Origin of the sequence: Salinispora fenicalii, from assembly GCF_000514815.1 — a bacterium.
In the GTDB taxonomy this organism is placed as follows: domain Bacteria; phylum Actinomycetota; class Actinomycetes; order Mycobacteriales; family Micromonosporaceae; genus Micromonospora; species Micromonospora fenicalii.
Genome location: NZ_AZWQ01000009.1, coordinates 199,698 through 217,901, shown reverse-complemented (window position 1 = coordinate 217,901; position 18,204 = coordinate 199,698). Strand labels below are relative to the sequence as shown.

Below are 18,204 nucleotides of genomic sequence, written 5' to 3'. Positions count from 1 at the left end.
CTAGCCGAGACCACTCTCAATGGCGCTGATCAGCTCCCCGTCGGTCGTGTCGCCGGAGAGTTCCCAGAAGAACGCGCCACCGAGGCCCTCGTTCTTCGCATAGGTCATCTTGCCTCCGATGGTGGCCGGGGTGTCGTAGCTCCACCAGTTGTTGCCGCACTTGGCGTACGCCGTGCCGCCGACCGTCCCGGTTACCGGACAGGTGTTCTTCAGGACCTTGTAGTCATCGAAGCCCGGCTCGTAGGTGCCGGGAGCGGCTCCGGTGGCGGTACCACCCGGAGCGGCCTGGGTGACACCCGTCCAACCTCGACCGTAGAAGCCGATGCCGAGCAGCAACTTGTCGGCCGCTACCCCCTTACCCTTCAGTTTCTGGATCGCCGCATCGGACCAGAAGCCCTGCTGCGGAATGCCGGAGTACGAGTAGAGCGGCGAGTGCGGGGCGGTCGGACCCTGTGGGCTAAAGGCGCCGAAGTAGTCGTAGGTCATCGCCATGATCCAGTCAAGGTTGGGCGCCGCACCGGCGTAGTCGGCAGCATCGATCCGGCCACCGTTGCTGGCATCGCCGGTGATCGCGGCGGTGACCAGAGCCGATGGACCGAACCGGGAACGCAGCGCGTCCACCACATTTTTGAATGCGGCCGGCCCGCTGGAGTCACAGGTGAGACCACAGGCGTTCGGGTACTCCCAGTCGATGTCGATGCCGTCGAAGACGTCGGCCCAACGCGGATCCTCAACCAGGTTGTAACAGCTCTCCGCGAACGCGGTCGGATTCTGCGCCGCCTGGGTGAACCCGCCGGACCAGGTCCAGCCGCCGAACGACCAGATCACCTTGAGGTGCGGGTACATCGCCTTGAGCTTGCGCAGTTGGTTGAAGCTGCCCCGCAACGGCTGTTCCCAGGTGTCGGCAACGCCGTCCACGCTGTCCGCTGCGGTGTACGCCTTCTCGTAGTCGGCGTAGCTGTCGCCGATCCCGCAACGCCCACCGGCGGTTTTGCCGAAGGCGTACATAATGTGGGTCAACTTCCCCGCCGAACCACTGGTGTGAATATTCTTCACGTGATAATTCCGGGCATAGACGCCCCACTGCGCGAAGTAGCCAACAACCTTATGGTCCCCACTGGGCGGCGCGGTCGTCGGAGGTGACGTGGTCGGCGGCGTGGTCGTCGGGGGTGGCGTGGTCGGCGGCGCGGTCGTCGGAGGTGACGTGGTCGGCGGCGCGGACCCGCCGGAGCAGGCAGCACCGTTGATGGTGCAGTTCATTGGCGCCTGATAGGGGCCTGTCCCGTTGTACCCCCAACGGAAGCTGGCGCCCGGGGCGAGTGGCCCGGCCCAACTCTTCTTAACCGCGACGTAGTGGTTCCCGGTGCGGGTGACATCGGCGTCCCAGAAGACGCCGATGCTGGTCCCGGCGGGAAGGTCGAACTCGATCCGCCAGGTGCTCACCGACTCATTCGAGCCATTGGTGACCGTCACCTTGGTCTCGTGGCCAGTCCCCCAGTCCTGCACCTGGTCGAACGTGGCGGTGACGCTGCCGGCTCCGTACGCGGCGGCCACCGGAACAGTCGCGATCGCCAGCACGACTACGACACCGGCCCAGAGAGCCCGGCGAAGTGATCTCTTCATGAAACACTCCTCAAACAGTTAGGAAACTTTTTTAATAATTATGAGACGTTACTCACAGGCCACAAATTCGTCAAGAAGTTCACACGCATCGCAACGGAACACTCTGGATTTCAGCGGCAAACCGGCCGCACACCCGTTGATCGCAACTCGGACACAAGCACAAGACATTGAATATATAAATTCAGCTATAGAGCAGAAAGCCCGCATTTATTACGGAAACACCCATCGCTGAGGCAGGTTCCCGGAGGCGCATGCTGCAGACCGACCGAGGCTCACCGGCCCGTTCGAGAGGCTGGACCGGACAACCTTCATCGGCTCCGGCCACGTTGGATGTACTGGAACGACGACCAGCTCCGGTTGCCTGCGGATCGACCCGCGACACCCGACGCTGCCCGGTGGGCGCACACCCCGCCACCGACCCATTTCCACCAGTGGCGACCGGAAGGGAACCGCCTGCCCACACCACCGATAGCTCTTTCGCGGGTACGCTGCGGTTGGTTCGCAGTGGAGTGACTGGTAAAGTCCGGTTATCTGCGTGGCTATTCACGATGGTTACGGTGACCATGATGCTTGCCGTGATCATGATGGTTACAGTGACCATGATGGTTATGGTGACCACGATGCCCGCGGTGGGCATGGTGAGGCATGACGGTTATGGTGGTCACGGGTGACGCACCGGAAGGCCGAAAACACAGTTATCGGGCCCTTGTGCGACAACTCGACCCAGGAGAAATTTTCGGGCTAGCCCACCGATCCGGCGACACGGGCCGACAAGGACGGCGCATGCAGCATCATCCGGCCAAACTGCCCCAGCCTCGACGGCCCACGATGGTGGATGTCGCGCGGCGTGCGGGCGTGAGCCTCAAAACCGTCTCCCGCGTGGTGAATAACGAGCCCGCCGTCGGCTCGGAACTTGCCGGACGAGTAATGACTGCCATCTCCGAGTTGGGCTTCCGGCGCAACGGCATCGCCCGCAATCTCCGATCCCGGCAGCTCAGCGCGACGATCGGCCTGCTCATCGAAGAAATCGCCAACCCGTTCTACGCGACGGTCGCGGGTGTCGCCGCGGAGATCGCGGCGGCGCACCAGACACTGCTGATCACCGCCTCTTCGGAGGAGGATCCGGACCGCGAACGCACGCTGTTGCTGGAGTTGGTCCAGCGCCGGGTGGACGGCCTGCTCGTGGTTCCCGCCGGAACGGACCACTCCTTTCTTCGGCAGGAGGTGGAGATGGGCCTTCCGGCGGTGTTTCTCGACCGACCGCCAGGGCAGCTCCTCGCCGATGTGGTCCTCCTGGATAACCAAGGCGGAAGTCGCGCCGGAATCCGCTCACTACTCGACGCGGGGCACCGACGAATCGGCATATTGTTGGGTTCCTTGAACGTATACACAATGCGTGAGCGATTGGCCGGCATACAGGCCGAGTTGTCGGGTTCCGGTATTCCGTACGACGAGGCGTTGGTGCGGAGTGGAATAGAGGGCCCCGAGCAGGCCAGCCGGGCGGTGGCAGAAATGTTCGGCCTCGCCGATCAGCCCACTGCTTTCTTCTGCGCCAACAACCGCCTCACCCTCGGCGCACTCCAGGAGCTTCATGGCCGAGGCAGCGACGCGGCGTTGGTCGGCTTCGACGATTTCGAACTGTCCCATCTGATGCCCCGGCCGTTGACCGTCATCGCCTACGACCAACGCGAACTGGCGCGGATCGCGACGGAGCAACTGTTCGAACGCATCGGTGGGGACCGGTCGTGGCCGTCGACCTCGGTTCTGCCGACGCAGCTGGTTGAACGCGGCCTAAGCTGATGCCGAGACGCCGCCCGGGACCGCCGATCACCACCCGATGACCCGGCCGACGCTCCGCCGGCCGGGCCCAGATCGCTATCCCGGCCCCGGGGGAAGCGCCGCCATAACATCGGTGAGCGTGGGTGGATCGGCCCCCCGCCGGCCGCAGGTGAGCGCGGCAATGGTGCTGGCCTGGTGCAGCCCCTGGCGCCACTGATCCGGGGTAACGGCCGCGAGACGAGCACCGGGCTGGTCACCGAGCGCACCGAAGTCCGCGAGGGCGGCGAGCAGGCCGCCGGTGAAAGCATCACCCGCACCGACGGTATCGACCACCTCGCCCCGCCGGGCTGACTGCCGGTACATCTCGCCGTCCGGTGCCAGCAGACAACTGCCGTCAGCGCCACGCGTCACCACCGCACAGGCCACCCCGGCGGCCCGCCACTCGGCCATGACCTGCTCGATGGTGCGGTCTGGGTAGAGCCAGTCCAGGTCCTCTTCGCTCGCCTTGACAATGTGCGCGGAGCGCACCTGCCGCTCCACCCGGCGCTGCTCCCCAACGCGGTCGGGGACGATGGAGGGGCGCAGGTTGAGGTCGATTGACAGGGTGAGCTCCCCGCGACCTCGTTCCCGGACAAAGAGGTCTTCCACGACCGCCGCGCCCGGAGCCAGGGCGAGTGCCAGTGAGCCGGAGTGCAAGGCGGTAAGCCCGGTGCCCGCGAAGTTCGGCAGCTCGGCCATGGTCCACTGCCAGTCAGCGGTCCCAGCCAGGTAGCACTGATAAGTGGCCTGGCCGGAATCGTCGAGTGTGGCGACCACCAGTGAGGTTGACTCGACCGCAGAAACTGCCCAGGTCAGATCCACTCCGTTGGCGTGTAGGTGGCCACGGATCCGCTGGCCGAAACCGTCGCTACCGAGCCGGGCGAGCAGCCGGACCGGCTGCTCAAGCCGGGCCAGGGTGAGCGCGACGTTAGCGGGTGAGCCGCCGGGCACGGCGCGGTAGCTTCCGGCCGTGTCCTCCGCAACCAGATCGACCAACGCCTCGCCAACAACCGCGATCACCGGCCTACCTCCACCTGAGCTGTCCCCAGCGGGACGTACAGACCCGCGAGGCTCGGCTTGATCGGTGCCTCGGACAGCAGGACAGCCTGGTACGCGTGGTAGACGTCGGGGCGCCCCTGCCAGACCCGGTTCGCCGGCTGATTCATCTCGTCCAGCTCGTGGTGCCACTCGCCGGTTTTGTCATCAATGAGGTGGCGCAGAGCGTAGTCCCAGAAAATCTGGTACCAGTGCTCGTAGTAGCGGTCTCCGGTGCGCTGCCAAAGCGTCGCCGCCGCCCCGATCGCCTCGGCCAGCACCCAGTGCATCCGGGAGCGAACCACTGGCCGGTCCGACCAGTCGAGGGTGTAGACAAACCCATCCGCCCCGTCAACCGACCAGCCCCGAGTGACCGCTGCGGTGAACAGCGCACGGGCGTCCTCGAGCAGCCAGTGCGGTGGTGCAACGAGCGCGGTCTCGAGGTGTAGCAGCAGTCGCGCCCACTCCAACCAGTGGCCGACCGTGGACCCGTACGGCCGGAAGGGGTCCGCGGGCTGGTCGAGGTTGTAGTCCAGCTGTGCTTCCCAGTCGGCGGTGAAGTGCTCGGGCAACCGCCAGTCGTGTCGGGCGGCCACGCCGTGCACTAGGTGCTCGCAGATCGCCAGCGCGCGTTGCCCCCAGCGACGATCCCCGGTCACCTCACCGACGGCCAGGAACGCCTCAACCATGTGCATGCTGCTGTTCGCACCACGGTAGGGCTCCAGCTCGGACCAGTCCCGACTCCACGACTCCCGGGTCCGACCGGCGGTCTCGTCCCAGAACCGGTCGCCTACCACCGCGATCGCCTCGTCTAGGAGCTGGCCGGCGCCGGGCCGACCGGCACGGGTCGCGCTGCTCGCGGCCAGTAGGACAAAGGCGTGCTCGTACGCGGACTTCCGGTCCGTGACTGGCTCCCCACCCAGCTCCACGGCGCTGAACCAACCGCCGTGCTGTGTGTCTCGCAGGGTGCCGCGCAGCGTGGCGACGCCGTGGTCAACCGCGTCGGCGGTGTCCGGGGTCTGTTGCAGGTGGGCCAGGGCGAAGACGTGGGTCATCCGACAGGCGATCCAGGTGTGCAGCGACTGGCGCCGATCGGGTTCGCCACGTTCACTCAACCACCAGAACCCTCCCTCGGGCCGAACCGAGGTGCGGGCGGCGCGCAGCAGCGCGGCGCGCTGGCTGGCGAGGAACTGCTGGTGGGCGGCGTCCGGGGTCGGGCCGGTTGGCGTCGACCGCCGGCTGGAGAGAATTTCGGTCATGTCAGCTCTTCACCGATCCCGCCATGAGCCCACCGATAAACCAGCGACCCAGGAATACGTAGACAAGCAGGGTGGGCAGCGAGGTGATCAGCGCCCCGGCCATTGAGGCCGCGTAGTCGGGGGATTGAGCTCCCGCGAGTGCGTTGAGCGCGATTGTGATCGGCCCATTACGGGTGTTGGATAGGAAGATCGCAAACAGGTAGTCGTTCCACGCAGAGGTGAACTGCCAGATCACGGCAACCACGAAGCCTGGTATGGATACCGGCAGGATGATTGACCGGAAGGTACGGAGGAGGCCCGCACCATCGACCCATGCGGCTTCGACCATCTCCACCGGCACCGTGGTGGCGTAGTAGTTGCGGAAGATGAGCGTGCAGATCGGGATGCCGTAGACGCAGTGCACGAAGATCAGTGTAGGGATGCCCGGCGCGATACCGAGGGTGCTGACCACATCCCGCAATGGAATCATCACCGCCTGGTAGGGGATGAACATCCCGAACAAGATCAGGGTAAACACGACGTCCGCACCGGGAAACCGCCACCGGGACAGAACGAAACCGTTCGCTGCACCGAGCAGCGAGGAGATCAACGCGACCGGAATTGCGAGCTGGAAGGTCCGGACGAACGACGGGCCCAGGGCGGTCCACGCCTTGGACCACGATTCGGTGCTCCACTTCTCGGGCAGATTCCACTGCCCGTTCACGCCGATGTCAGAGCCCGACTTGAAGCTGGTCACGACGAGGACGTACGCCGGCATCAGAACGATGATCAGGAAGATCAGCAGCAGGCTGTACCGGAGGGTGCGTCCGATGACGCCGGCGGCGGGACCGCGACGCTTTTGGGGCGGCGTCGCGACGGCCGGCGGGGACGTCCGTCGAGTGGTCGTGGTGGTCACGAACGTCGCTCCGTTCTCATCGTCTGCACCAGGTAGGGCACGATGACCAGCGCGACCAGCAGCAACAAGATCACCGAGATCGCCGAGGCCTTGGCGTAGTCACTGGTCAACAGGGTCTGCCAGACATAGACAGCCGGCACCTCGGTCAGCCACTGGGCACCGGAGACAGACATGATCAGGTCGAACATCTTCATGGACATGTGCCCAACGATGATCAACGCGGAGAGTGCCACCGGAGTCAGCTGCGGGAAGAGAACCCGCCGGTAGAGCTGGAAGGTGCTGGCTCCGTCGACCGCCGCCGCCTCGCGAAGCTCCGCCGGAATGCCGCGGAATCCAGCGAGGAACAGCGCCATGACATAGCCGGAAAGCTGCCAGATCGCCGGGACCGCCATGGCGACCATGCCCCATTCCGGGTCGGTCCACCAAGGGTTTTGCAGGAAGTCAAGATTCAGCTGCCCGAAGATCGCGTTCAGGCCGCCGGCGTCGTCACCCTGCCCGGAGTTCATCAGCCATCGCCAGACCACACCAGAGGCGACGAACGAGACCGCCATGGGGAACAGGTAGACGGTCCGGAACAGCCCCTCTGCCCGAACCCCGCGTTCCAAGAGGAACGCCCAGAGCAGGCCCAACAGCATCGTGCCGAGCAGGAAGACGACGGTAAAGATCAGCAGATTCCGCAGGGAGTGCAGGAACCGGCCGTTGATGTCATTGGTGAAAAGATCGACGTAGTTACTCAGGCCGACGAATCCGTCCGACTCGGCGGCGGTGTGCCGATCCGACATCGAGACCTTTATCGTCCAACCAATGAGGCCGTAGACGAACACTCCAAGCAGGAGTAACGAAGGGGAGATCAGCAGAAGGCCTGGTCCCCATCGCCGGACGCGAGTAAGCATGGCAGATTCCTGGTGGGTTCGGACGGACAAGTGTCAACCGAGACCGGTAACCGCACGACCGAGCGAGAGCGCCAGCCGTGCGGTTACCGGAACTGCGAGCCGTTCTAGTTCTTGCCGAGCGCGGCAGCGGCGGACATCGCCTTCTGCAGTCCCGCCAGGTCCTGGTCGCTGGAGAACTTGCCGATCGCGGAGTTCGCCGCCTCCATGGCGCCCTGCGAGCAGGCGGCACCGTGGGCACAGGACGGGACCGGCGTGCCGGTCTTCCAGGCCTGGATCGCCGACTGCTGGTAGACGGGGTAGTCGGCCTCGACGACGTCGGTACGGGCGGGGATGGAGCCCTTCTTGATGTTGAACGCCTGCTGCCCCTCGGCGCTGCCGACCGTCTTCAGCCAGCACTTGGTGCCCTCGGGGTTCTTGACCCCCTGCGGCAACACGAAGGAGTCGGCGAGCCACTGGAAGGTGTCCCCGTTACCCGGGAACGCGATGTAGCCGAAGTCGGCGAAGCCCTTGGTCTCGAAGTCGCTTGGCGCCCAGTCCCCCATCAGGAAGAAGCCGGCCTTGCCGTCCATGAGGAGCTTGCCGGCGTCGGTCCAGTCGTAGGTGTCCCGGTCCGTGTTGGTGTAGCTGAGTAGCCGCTTATAGTTCTCCATACCCTGGACAACCTCGGGGCTGTTCCAATCGGTCGTACCGGTCCAGAGGCCGGTGAAGGCCTCCGGGCCGAGGTCACTGATCAGGACCGCCTCCAGCAGCATCAGCTGGGTCCAGTCCTTGCCGATCGCGAGCGGCGCGCTGATGCCCGAGGCCTTCAGCGCGTCGAGCGCGGAGAAGAGGTCGGCCAGCGTCTTCGGCTCGGCGGCGATACCGGCATCGGCCAGGACCGACGTGTTCGTCCAGAGCACGTTCGACCGGTGGATGTTCACCGGCACCGAGTAGACCTTGCCGTCCACGCTGAGGTTGTCGATCAGGCCCGGCGGCAGCGCCTCGGTGAGGCCCCACTCCTCGTACAGGGCGCTGAGATCCTCGATCTGGCCGGCCGCGATGTAATCCGACAACTCGGCACCGGCGTGGGCCTGGAAGGTGTCCGGCGCATCGCCCTGCTGGAGCCGGGAGGCCAGCACCTGCTTGGCGTTCGAACCGGCGCCGCCGGCCACCGCCCCGTTTACGAACGAGTAGTCGCACTGCTCGTCGAAGGCAGCGACCAGACCGTCGAGGCCGGCCTTCTCGCCTCCGTCGGCCCACCAGGTGAAGACCTCCACCTCCTGGTCGGCCCCGCTGTCGGCACCACCGCAAGCGGCGGGCGACAGCAACGCAAGCGCCCCAACCGCGGCGACGGCCGCCCTACGCATCTTGCCCATGGTTCCTCCCGCTAGGGATGACATCGTTGTCTGACGGGTCACAACACTTTCGTTGCGCTTAAATTTCGTCAACATCGACTCAGCCACGAAAAGGTAACGATGACATCACGAGCCGACCCCCTAAAAAGCCGCTTAACTCTCTAATTGGAGCTATCCCGGCTCAGCGAAAATGAACTGCGCCACATGAAAACCCCTAAAGACACTGACCACCATTGACAACGTTGTCTTCTGCCGACACGATTTCTCCGACCATCGAGCGTGACCCCCCTCACGCTTGACAACCCCTGGAGGATCACGTGGGCAGACACCGGAGGGCAATCGCCACCGTGCTCGCGGTTGGCCTGGCGATACCGGGCATCCAACTGCCAGCAGCGGCAGCACCGCCGCTCGACACCAACTTCTTTTCCTCGTTCGACTCCGACGATTCGCAGCCGACATGGACCAACGCCGTGGAAACCGACACGGCCGGAAAGCCCAAGATGTCCGGCGTAACCGGAAACCCAAATTCCGGCGGAATCCCCGGCAGCATCAATGACACGATTGTCGATGTAACCGCCAACGGCGACAACCCGCCCAACGAAACCGTCCGGCGAGTCATCGACGCTGACCCGTCCACCAAGTGGCTGGTCTTCGAGCCCACCGGCTGGATCCAGGCCGAGCTCGAGACGCCAGCGACCGTGGTGCACTACGCACTCACCTCCGCCAACGACGTACCGGAGCGGGACCCGCAGGACTGGGAGCTACAGGGCTCGACCGACGGCGACACCTGGGTCACCCTGGACACCCAGACCGGGCAGGACTTCCCCGAACGGTTCCAGACCAAGGAGTACCGGTTCAGCAACGACACCGAGTACTCGCACTACCGCCTGGACATCACGGCCAACCACGGCACAGACATCGTCCAGCTGGCGGATCTCCAGCTCTCCAACGGCGACACCACCCCCAAGCCGCCGACACCGATGTACAGCGTCGTTGACAACGGGCCCGCAGGAAGCCCCACCGCCAAGGCCAACGCCGGCTGGAGCGGCGAACACGCGCTGCGCTACTCGGGCGGGCAGACCGTTGACGGACGCGGCTACGCCTACAACAAGATCTTCGACGTTGACATCGAGGTCACCCCGACCAGCGAGCTGTCATACCTGATCTTCCCCGAGCTGACCCAGGGCGATCTCGACTATCCGAGCACCTACGCCGCGGTCGACCTGGCCTTCGACGACGGTACCTACCTGAGCGACCTGAACGCGGTCGACCAGTACGGGTTCGGTCTCCATCCATCGAAGCAGGGGACCACCAAGTCGCTCTACGCCGACCAGTGGAACATCAAACGATCCTCCCTCGGTGACGTGGCCGCGGGGAAGCGGATCGACCGAATTCTGATCGGGTACGACAGCAGCACCGGCCCCGGCGCCTTCCGGGGCTGGGTGGACGACATCCGGGTGACCGGGAACCCCGAGCGCCCCACCTACGACCGGCTCTCCGACTACGCGTTGACCACCCGCGGTACGAACTCCACCGGAGACTTCTCCCGGGGAAACACCTTCCCGGCGACCGCGGTGCCGCACGGCTTCAACTTCTGGACGCCGATGACCAACGCCGGCTCGAACAGTTGGGTCTACCAGTACCAACGGGACAACAACGCCGACAACCGGCCGACGATCCAGGCGTTCACCGCCAGCCACGAGCCCAGCCCGTGGATCGGTGACCGGCAGACCTTCCAGATCATGCCGTCGGCGGCCAGCGACAAGCCGAACGCCAACAGGACGGCACGGGCCCTGGCCTTCCAACATGCCAACGAGACGGCCAAACCCCACTACTACGGGGTGACCTTCGACAACGGGCTCAAGACGGAGATCGCTCCCACCGACCATGCCGCGATGTTCCGCTTCACCTTCACCGGGGACCGCGGCAACGTGATCTTCGACAATCTCAACAACCAGGGTGGTCTGACCCTCAACGCCGACGGCACCGTGACCGGCTTCTCCGACGCCCGGCTGGGCAGCGGCGCCACCCGGATGTTCGTTTACGGCACCGTGGACCGCCCCGTCGTCGCCCACGGCGGGTTGACCGGTGGCGGTGGCGACGACGTGACCGGCTACCTGGCCTTCGACACCTCAAGTTCGAAGGTCGTAACACTGCGGATCGCAACCTCGCTGATCTCCCTCGACCAGGCTCGGAAGAACCTGGCGCTGGAGATCGCTGAGAACGACACCTTCGACACCGTCCGCGACCGCGCCCAGGACCTCTGGGACGACAAGCTCAAGGTCATCGAGGTCGAGGGGGCTACCGACGAACAGCTCGTGACCCTGTACTCCAACCTTTACCGACTCTTCCTCTACCCGAACTCCGCGCACGAGAACGTCGGAACCGCGGACGCTCCGGTGTGGAAGCACGCGGTGCAGTCGTCCACCTCGAGCACCCTTCCGCCGGGAACCACACCAACCGAGACCGGTGCGGACGTGGTGGCCGGAAAGGTGTACGTCAACAACGGCTTCTGGGACACCTACCGCACCACCTGGCCGGCGTACGCGTTGTTCAGCCCCACCACCGCCGGTGAACTCGTTGACGGCTTCGTCCAGCAGTACCGGGACGGTGGTTGGGTGTCACGGTGGTCGGCCCCCGGCTACCGGAACTTGATGACCGGCACCAGTTCGGACGTCTCGTTCGCCGACGCGTACGTCAAGGGGGTACGCAACTTCGACGTACGGGACGCGTACGACGCGGCGGTGCGCAACGCCACCGTCGTGCCGCCCGGGAACGCCAACAACAGTAGCGTTGGCCGGAAGGGCCTGCCGGAATCGATCTTCGACGGGTACACCTCGACCGCGGTCTCCGAAGGCGTCTCCTGGGCGCTGGAGGGCTACATCAACGACTTCGGCATCGCGAACATGGCCGCCGAACTGGCCGAGGACCCGGAGACCCCGGAGGCCGACCGGTCCCGTTACCGGGAGGAGGCGGAGTACTTCCGTAGCCGGGCGCTGAACTACGTGCACATGTTCGACCCCGCGATCGAGTTCTTCCAGGGACGCAACGCGTCCGGGGAGTGGAAGTCGACGCCGGAGAACTACGAGCCGCACGTGTGGGGGCACGAGCACGACTACACCGAGACCAATGGGTGGAACTTCGCCTTCCACGTCCCGCACGACGGCGAAGGCCTTGCCAGCCTGTACGGCGGACGGGAAGCGCTGGCCGAGAAGCTGGACGAGTTCTTCGCCACGCCGGAGACGGGGACCTTCCCCGGCTCGTACGGCCGGGTCATCCACGAGATGCGGGAGGCGCGGGACGTCCGGATGGGCATGTGGGGCTTCAGCAACCAGGTGTCGCACCACATCCCCTGGATGTACAACTACGCCGGCCAGCCGGCCAAGACGCAGAAGATCGTACGAGAAGTGCTGTCCCGGTTGTACATCGGCAGCGAGATCGGCCAGGGGTACGCCGGCGACGAGGACAACGGCGAGACCTCGGCGTGGTACCTGTTCAGCGCGCTGGGCTTCTACCCGCTCCAGGTGGGTAGCGAGAACTACGTGATCGGTTCACCGCTGTTCACGAAGGCCACCGTGCACCTGGACAACGGCAAGAAGATCGTCGTCAACGCGCCGAACAACAGCGCCGACAACGTCTACGTGCAGGGCCTCAAGGTCAACGGGAAGTCGTACCACCAGACCTCGATCTCACACGAGGTGCTGGCCGATGGCGCGGTGCTGGACTTCAAGATGGGCTCGCAGCCGTCTTCCTGGGGCAGCGGCGAGGAGGACCTCCCGCCGTCGCTCACCGCCTCCGGTGCGACCCCCCGACCGATGTCCGACATCGCGGTGACCGGTGGTCCGGCGGCGCTGGGCGACAACACCTCCACCACCTCGGCTCCGGTGACGGCGCCGGTGCAGTGGGCGGTAGCGGGCGCCCCGGAGCGGGTCCTGCACTACACCCTCACGTCGGGACCGGAGACTGGGACCGACCCGGTGGGTTGGCACCTGCAGGGCTCCTACGACGGGGAGACCTGGACCACCATCGACAGCCGTGCGGGTGAGGAGTTCACCTGGCGGTTGCAGACCCGGTCCTTCGCCGTAGACCGGCCCGGGCGGTACCTGCACTACCGGCTCACCCCCGAGGGCGGCGACTCCGTCCCCGTCCTCGCCGAGGTCGAGCTGCTCGCCACGGCGTCACCGGAGTGCACGAAGACGGTCAGCGGCACCGTCAAGGGCCCTCTGAAGATCGACTCCGGGGTGACGTGCTTGTCCGAGGCGACCGTCAAGGGACCGGTGACGGTGCGGGCCGGCGCCGCGCTCTACGCGGTCGACTCGACCATCTCCGGTCCGGTCGCCGTCAAGGGTGCCGAGGCGGTAGTGCTCCGGGAGGTCCAGATCGGTGGGCCGCTGACGGTGTCCCACGTGGCCGGCGAGGTGAGCATCGAACGCACCACCGTCGCCGGACCGACGGTCCTGACGCACAACCAGGCGCCGGTGATCGCGGCGGGGTCGGTCGGCGGACCGCTGTCGTGTTCTCAGAACACCGTTGCGCCCACCGACAACGGCGTGCCGAACACGGTGCGGGGACCGACCTCCGGGCAGTGTAAGGACCTGTAACGATTCGGGGGCCGGCCGCTGACAGGTGGCCGGCCCCACTGCCGGCCCCGAGGGTTCCCCTCGGGGCCGGTCTCGCCTCGACGGCCGTTGCCGCTCAGTCGGCTTGGGCGGCCAGTTCCCCGGCCCGGTCCCGGGCCGCCTCCAAGGCGGCCAACAGCGCCGCTCGCACCCCGTGCTTCTCCAACTCACGGACGGCGGAGATGGTGGTACCGGCGGGCGAGGTGACCGCCTCCCGCAGCTTTACTGGGTGCTCGCCGGAGTCGCGCAGCATGACCGCCGACCCGATCGCGGTCTGCACGATCAACTCGTGGGCGACCTGCCGAGGCAGGCCAAGCAGGATGCCCGCGTCGACCATCGCTTCCACCAGCAAGTAAAAGTACGCCGGCCCGGAACCCGACAATGCGGTCACCGCGTCCTGCTGCGACTCGGGGACCTGCAGGGTCCGGCCGAGCGGGGAGAACATCTCCTCGGCCAGGGCCAGGTGCGCGCCGGTGGCGTGCTCCCCGGCGGAGATCGCCGACATCGCCTCGTCAACCAGAGCCGGAGTGTTGGTCATTACCCGCACCACCGGGGTACCTGCGGCCAACCGCCGACTGAAGAAGCTGGTGGGCAGACCGGCACAGAGCGAGACGACCAGCTTATCGGCCGGAATCTTCGGGCCGATCTCGTCCAACAGCGCAGCCGCGTCCTGCGGCTTGACCGCGATCGCGAGCACCTCGGCCTCGGCCACCGCCGTGTGGTTATCGACCACCCGTACGCCGTAGCGGAGGGCCAACTCCTCGGCTCGCGCCTGCCCCCGGGTGGTGGCCAACAGCCGCTCTGCCGGCCAGCCCGAGCGCAGCAGGCCAGAGAGGACCAGCTCGCCGATCTTGCCAGCCCCAATGACCGCGACCGGGTGCACGGTATCCGCCATCGGCCGTACCTCTTCCAGCGTAGGCCGGTGCGCGGCGGGCCGAGGCCCGCCGCGCACCGGTGCAACGATCAGCTACCGAAGAAGACCTCGGCCTCGGCGTACCGCTCCAGCGGCACGGTCTTCAGCTCACGGGTGGCCTCGGCCAGCGGCACGCGAACGATGTCCGTGCTCTGCATCGCGACCATCTTGCCCCAGTCGCCCTCGTGCACGGCGTCGATCGCCTGGAGACCGAGCCGGGTGGCGAGCACCCGGTCAAAGGCGGTCGGTGTGCCCCCGCGCTGGATGTGGCCGAGCACGACGGTACGGGCTTCCTTGCCGGTCTTGGCTTCAAGCTGCTCGGCAAGCCACTGGCCGACGCCACCGAGGCGGACGTGGCCGAAGGCGTCCAGCTCCTGGTTGTGCAGGACCATCTGCCCCTCGAGCGGGTGGGCGCCCTCGGCGACCACGACGATCGGGGCGTACTGGTGCTGGAAACGCTTCTCGACGTAGCCGGCGACCTGGTTCACGTCGAACTGCCGCTCCGGCAGCAGGATCACGTTGGCGCCACCGGCGAGACCGGCGTGCAGGGCGATCCAGCCAGCGTGCCGACCCATCACCTCAACCACCAGGGTGCGGTGGTGGCTCTCGGCGGTGGTGTGCAGCCGGTCGATAGCCTCCATCGCGATGTTGACCGCGGTGTCAAAGCCGAAGGTGTAGTCGGTGGCGCCCAGGTCGTTGTCGATCGTCTTCGGTACGCCGATGACGTTGACGCCGAGTTCGTGCAGCTTGGTGGCGACACCAAGGGTGTCCTCGCCGCCGATCGCGATCAGCGCGTCAACGCCCTGCGTGGCGAGGTTCTCCTTGATCCGCTCAACGCCGTTCTCAATCTTGAACGGGTTGGTCCGGGAGGAGCCCAGGATGGTACCGCCACGCGGCAGGATGCCCCGCACCTCCGCGATTCCCAACGGGCGAGAAAGACCCTCGAGCGGGCCCTTCCAGCCATCCTGGAAGCCCACGAACTCGTGACCGTAGTTGGCCACGCCCTTCCGAACCACCGCCCGGATGACCGCGTTGAGACCGGGGCAGTCGCCGCCGCCGGTGAGCACGCCGATACGCATGATCTGCTCATCCTCCTGGGAACATTGGGTAAAGCCCGGTTAAGCCCCAGGATATGTGTCGAAACAGACCATCGGCGCCATTGCCGGCCCGGGGCGGGCCGTCATTGCGAACTGTAGTCCCGTCCGGTATGCGCTGACACCGCGCCCCTGGCTACCAAGCGGTAGCCAGCCCCCGAGCGATATCTGATCAACGTCGGCCCGATCCTGTCATGGCCTGCCACCGAGCCAGGTTGTGTCGCGCGTCCACCAGCGCGTCATGCCGAGCTGCGTCCGCGTCCGGCAGCGTCGGGCGGCCCCGGTCGTCCCAGAGCTGGCGCAGATCCTTGGTGAAGCGCGGGATCTGACGAGGCAACGCCGTCATCGCCCCCCACAGCTGCGCCAATGACACGTGGTCGTACGCCGCGTACCACGCCCACAGCTCCAGCTGCTCGCCGGGACGGTCCCGGACCGGCTCCAACAGGAACTCCTCCAGCTCGTCCCGGATCCGCGTGCGGGACCGCCAAGCCCGATCCGCCGGCGACGGCAACTGACTCAGCACATTACGACGCACCCAGGGCACCGCCCGGGAGCCGTCGAACTCAGTGGAGACGGCGTAGAAGTCACGGCCGTACTCATCGACGATGCCGATCGACACGAGGTCGATGGTGCGGCCGTCCTCGATGAACTCGCAGTCATAGAAGTAGCGATAAACCATCACCGCCATCCTGACGTACGCCGCCACGGCCGGGCCGGGTGGGTGCCGCCGGCCGGAGCGCTCCGCGTCCTCGCAGGTCAGAACTGGTCTCGGATAGGTCTCGAAGGTCACGCAAACGAATTGAGGGGTGTACAGCAAGCGACCAGGCCGTCATGATCTGATGTGTACCGCTACCGGAGGCGTCGGAGCACCTTGGCAGTCCCTGTCAGGTTTACCCGGTACGCGAGTCAAGGGTCCTTGACCGGGGAGGGGTTGGGCCGTGGAGGTGCGCCTACCGGAGCCGGGTGATGCGCTCACGGGCGTCGAAATGTTCGCCGGTCTCGAGCCAGAAGCCCGGCAACGGGTAATCGCAGCGGCGGTGCCACGCACCTACCGCAAGGGGCAACTACTCTTCGTAGAGAACGACCCGGGCGAGTCCCTGATTGTGCTCCGCCGCGGCGCGGTGGCCGTCTTTCGCACAGCTCCGACCGGTGAGCGGGCAGTGCTGTCGGTGATCCGGCCACCGGAGGTGCTGGGCGAGGTCTCATTGCTCGACGCCTCCACCCGATCGGCGTCCGCCGAGGCGATCGAGGACTGCGCGGCCCTCGCCCTGTCCCGGGGCGCCTTCATGGAGTTGGTGCACTCAAACCCGCGCATCCTCGACGCGGTGATGCGTTCCCTCGGCAGCCTGATCCGCCGGCTGACCGAGCAGAACGCCGACCACGTCTTCCTCGATCTGCCCGGAAGGGTGGCCAAGACGCTGGTCCGCCTGGCCGGTGAAAGCCAAGCCCCGATGATCACCATTGAGCTCAACCAGAGCCAGCTCGCCGAGATGGCCGGCGGCTCCCGGCAGAGCGTCAACCAGGCGATCGGCTCCTTCGCCAGCCGGGGCTGGCTACGCACCGAGGGTCGCCGGATCGTGGTGACCGACGTGGCGTCGCTACGCCGCCGCGCCGGTATGAGCGAGCGCTGACGGCACGTACGATCGGAGCCGGGGCGGGCAAACGACCCCGGCCGGCTCGCCCGGCGACCACTCCGATCGCAAGACGCGACCGAACGCACTCCCGCAACCGGTCCCCGGCGTGTCACGATTCAAGGCACGGCGGACACAAACGCCGAGAGGGCTTCGGGAGCGCACCCCAGGCGCGCAATGAGGAGGTTGTCCGGTGTCAGCGGGTGGGGCCCGCCGGGGACGGCGGGACAACGGAATCGACGCAAGCGAATACGCGATCGCCGGGGATGTGGATCCCCGAGTCGGGGAGCATCTTCTTGACGTGCTCGCCGCCGGCGGCATCGCCGCATATCTACAACCCTCGGCCGACCTCAACCCGGTCACCCGTACAACCACTGTCCCGCCCCGGCCAATCGACCGGCTGTACGTGGACCGCTCCCACCTGCGAACCGCTCGCGACTACCTGACCCAACTCGCCGACGAAGGCGCCACCGACCGGACCCGGGACAATGAACCCGACATCGAGGCCGAATGGGCACGGATAGTCGCCGGGTTCCACACCACCTCTGCCAGCGGTCGTGACAATCGGTGGCCCGTCGCAGAGGACGTGGACGACGACCGGGCCGGTCGGGCCACCACCGAGACGCGGCGGCTGCCCTACGCAGGGGACGTCTCCGGCGTCTCCATCAGCCAAGGACGGGAGGAGGAGCCATCGCTCCTCGACGGGTTGGACACCTTCGGCGCGGACCTACCCGACGACGAGGAGGAGGAGGCGGAGCGGTACACGCCACCCCCGCCCCCACCGCTACCCCGCATCTCCAAGTACGCCGCGCTCGGCACTCTGGCCATCGTGGTCGGCTTCCTGCTCTTCCTCTACCCGCCGCTACTCCCGGTAGACCCGGGAATTGTCACCCTGCTCGGCTTCACCAGCATCCTCGCCGGCTTCGTCACCCTGGTCTGCCGGCTCCGCCCCGGTGACCGAGACGAACACGACCCGGACGACGGCGCCGTCGTCTGATCTGAGCTGGGCTTCCTGGCCCCGATCACGCAGGCACCCCCACCCCGGTGGGCACGCCCCACCACCGCCCGCCCACCGGTTTCGGACCACCCG

At 66.4% G+C, this 18,204-nt stretch carries 13 protein-coding genes; 4 read left to right on the top strand and 9 right to left on the bottom strand.

Going from position 1 to position 18,204, the window contains the following annotated elements; genetic code table 11:
- A complete protein-coding gene (locus tag B116_RS0102545; protein ID WP_027659127.1) occupies nucleotides 1-1,623 on the bottom strand; it encodes a glycosyl hydrolase family 18 protein in 1,623 nt (540 codons plus the stop codon).
- 783 nt (nucleotides 1,624-2,406) lie between these two features.
- Between B116_RS0102545 and B116_RS0102535 the strand changes: the two genes are divergently transcribed.
- Nucleotides 2,407-3,423, top strand: coding sequence for a LacI family DNA-binding transcriptional regulator (locus B116_RS0102535; RefSeq protein ID WP_026321570.1), 1,017 nt, complete (start codon nucleotides 2,407-2,409; stop codon nucleotides 3,421-3,423).
- A 75-nt stretch (nucleotides 3,424-3,498) separates the two neighbouring features.
- Here the strand turns inward: B116_RS0102535 and B116_RS0102530 are convergent, their stop codons facing one another.
- The 5 genes from B116_RS0102530 to B116_RS0102510 form a co-directional block, all read right to left on the bottom strand.
- Nucleotides 3,499-4,461, bottom strand: a complete 963-nt coding sequence (locus B116_RS0102530) for a carbohydrate kinase family protein (protein ID WP_027659126.1) — start codon at nucleotides 4,459-4,461, stop codon at nucleotides 3,499-3,501.
- Entirely contained in the window at nucleotides 4,458-5,735 is a 1,278-nt protein-coding gene (locus B116_RS0102525) for an AGE family epimerase/isomerase (RefSeq protein ID WP_027659125.1), read from the bottom strand. The genes B116_RS0102530 and B116_RS0102525 overlap by 4 nt, the downstream gene beginning before the upstream one ends.
- Before the next feature lies 1 nt (nucleotide 5,736).
- Entirely contained in the window at nucleotides 5,737-6,630 is an 894-nt protein-coding gene (locus B116_RS0102520) for a carbohydrate ABC transporter permease (protein ID WP_018721477.1), read from the bottom strand.
- Nucleotides 6,627-7,523, bottom strand: coding sequence for a carbohydrate ABC transporter permease (locus tag B116_RS0102515; RefSeq protein WP_026321569.1), 897 nt, complete (start codon nucleotides 7,521-7,523; stop codon nucleotides 6,627-6,629). The genes B116_RS0102520 and B116_RS0102515 overlap by 4 nt, the downstream gene beginning before the upstream one ends.
- Before the next feature lie 104 nt (nucleotides 7,524-7,627).
- Nucleotides 7,628-8,869, bottom strand: coding sequence for an ABC transporter substrate-binding protein (locus B116_RS0102510; protein ID WP_027659124.1), 1,242 nt, complete (start codon nucleotides 8,867-8,869; stop codon nucleotides 7,628-7,630).
- A gap of 305 nt (nucleotides 8,870-9,174) precedes the next feature.
- Here B116_RS0102510 and B116_RS0102505 point away from each other — a divergent pair, with 305 nt between their 5' ends.
- Nucleotides 9,175-13,458, top strand: a complete 4,284-nt coding sequence (locus B116_RS0102505) for a GH92 family glycosyl hydrolase (protein WP_027659123.1) — start codon at nucleotides 9,175-9,177, stop codon at nucleotides 13,456-13,458.
- Between the two features lie 94 nt (nucleotides 13,459-13,552).
- Here the strand turns inward: B116_RS0102505 and proC are convergent, their stop codons facing one another.
- The 3 genes from proC to B116_RS0102490 all read right to left on the bottom strand — a co-directional run bounded on the left by proC (nucleotide 13,553) and on the right by B116_RS0102490 (nucleotide 16,162).
- Nucleotides 13,553-14,371 (bottom strand): pyrroline-5-carboxylate reductase, encoded by an 819-nt coding sequence (proC, locus tag B116_RS0102500; protein ID WP_018721473.1) that lies wholly within the window; start codon nucleotides 14,369-14,371, stop codon nucleotides 13,553-13,555.
- A gap of 68 nt (nucleotides 14,372-14,439) precedes the next feature.
- Entirely contained in the window at nucleotides 14,440-15,468 is a 1,029-nt protein-coding gene (locus B116_RS0102495; protein ID WP_018721472.1) for a 6-phosphofructokinase, read from the bottom strand.
- A gap of 187 nt (nucleotides 15,469-15,655) precedes the next feature.
- Nucleotides 15,656-16,162 (bottom strand): polyadenylate-specific 3'-exoribonuclease AS, encoded by a 507-nt coding sequence (locus tag B116_RS0102490; protein ID WP_027659122.1) that lies wholly within the window; start codon nucleotides 16,160-16,162, stop codon nucleotides 15,656-15,658.
- Nucleotides 16,163-16,421: 259 nt separating this feature from the next.
- On the opposite strand from B116_RS0102490, the gene B116_RS0102485 reads away from it, so the two are divergent.
- Entirely contained in the window at nucleotides 16,422-17,114 is a 693-nt protein-coding gene (locus B116_RS0102485; protein WP_012014480.1) for a Crp/Fnr family transcriptional regulator, read from the top strand.
- A 193-nt stretch (nucleotides 17,115-17,307) separates the two neighbouring features.
- Nucleotides 17,308-18,111: a hypothetical protein gene (locus tag B116_RS0102480; protein ID WP_027659121.1), complete on the top strand. Its 804-nt coding sequence runs from the start codon at nucleotides 17,308-17,310 to the stop codon at nucleotides 18,109-18,111.
- Nucleotides 18,112-18,204 lie beyond the last annotated feature (93 nt).

Excerpts from the sequence above, each read along its gene's own strand:
- B116_RS0102495 (WP_018721472.1), bottom strand. The coding sequence starts at position 15,468 with ATGCGTATCGGCGTGCTCACCGGCGGCGGCGACTGCCCCGGTCTCAAC.
- B116_RS0102535 (WP_026321570.1), top strand. The coding sequence starts at position 2,407 with ATGCAGCATCATCCGGCCAAACTGCCCCAGCCTCGACGGCCCACGATG.
- proC (WP_018721473.1), bottom strand. The coding sequence starts at position 14,371 with ATGGCGGATACCGTGCACCCGGTCGCGGTCATTGGGGCTGGCAAGATC.
- B116_RS0102525 (WP_027659125.1), bottom strand. The coding sequence starts at position 5,735 with ATGACCGAAATTCTCTCCAGCCGGCGGTCGACGCCAACCGGCCCGACC.
- B116_RS0102515 (WP_026321569.1), bottom strand. The coding sequence starts at position 7,523 with ATGCTTACTCGCGTCCGGCGATGGGGACCAGGCCTTCTGCTGATCTCC.
- B116_RS0102510 (WP_027659124.1), bottom strand. The coding sequence starts at position 8,869 with ATGCGTAGGGCGGCCGTCGCCGCGGTTGGGGCGCTTGCGTTGCTGTCG.
- B116_RS0102490 (WP_027659122.1), bottom strand. The coding sequence starts at position 16,162 with ATGGTTTATCGCTACTTCTATGACTGCGAGTTCATCGAGGACGGCCGC.
- B116_RS0102545 (WP_027659127.1), bottom strand. The coding sequence starts at position 1,623 with ATGAAGAGATCACTTCGCCGGGCTCTCTGGGCCGGTGTCGTAGTCGTG.